Consider the following 676-nt stretch of genomic DNA (forward strand, 5'->3'; position numbering starts at 1 on the left):
ATAGTATCAACTAAGCCATCAAGGCATTTTTTTTAGTACTTCAAAATCATTTTTAAATTTTTCTTGTTTTTCCTTATCCGCTTTTTCCAAAACGTAAGTAGGCCGAGTATAACTTAAATTTAATCTATGTAGAACATAGGCTATTCCCCTATGTGACATTTTTATATTAAATTCTTTTAAAACCCATTGTCTAACTAATTCAATAGTCCAATTCATTTTAGATTCAAATCCAACATCCTCAGGTGTTTTTGTAGTAATAGTTTCTAATACTATTTTCTCTTGCTTTTCATTGATTTTTTTGCTAGCTCCGCCGCCGTGGGCAATATTTAATCCATCTAATCCGTTAGCTTTGTAATTTTTTATATAAGTAGCAACAGTGTGCTCATCTATATTTTCCATCTCAGCAATCTTTCTATTATTAAAACCATCAAAATGTTTAAGTAATACAGAATATCTTTTATATAATCTTACACTTTTAGTGCGTTTCGACGCATCTTTTATTTCCTTTATCTCATTTTCATGACCGGTAATTTTATTAATCACTAAAATATCCATATATAAAACCTCACTATAAATTTATTTTAATTCATTATAGTTTTGTTGTTTTGTTCATTTTATATTAATGGATATTTTTCACAATAAATTATTTTGGGAATTTCATTTTGCAACATATATA

1 protein-coding gene is annotated in these 676 nt (G+C 26.9%); it reads right to left on the reverse strand.

Translation table 11 applies throughout. From position 1 onward, the window contains the following. Nucleotides 1–18 precede the first annotated feature (18 nt). Nucleotides 19–555, reverse strand: a complete 537-nt coding sequence (locus tag ACJDTP_RS27420; protein WP_406763006.1) for a helix-turn-helix domain-containing protein — start codon at nucleotides 553–555, stop codon at nucleotides 19–21. Between the last annotated feature and the right edge of the window lie 121 nt (nucleotides 556–676).

Origin of the sequence: Candidatus Clostridium helianthi, assembly GCF_045310795.1 — a bacterium.
Taxonomy (GTDB): Bacteria; Bacillota; Clostridia; order Clostridiales; family Clostridiaceae; genus Clostridium; species Clostridium helianthi.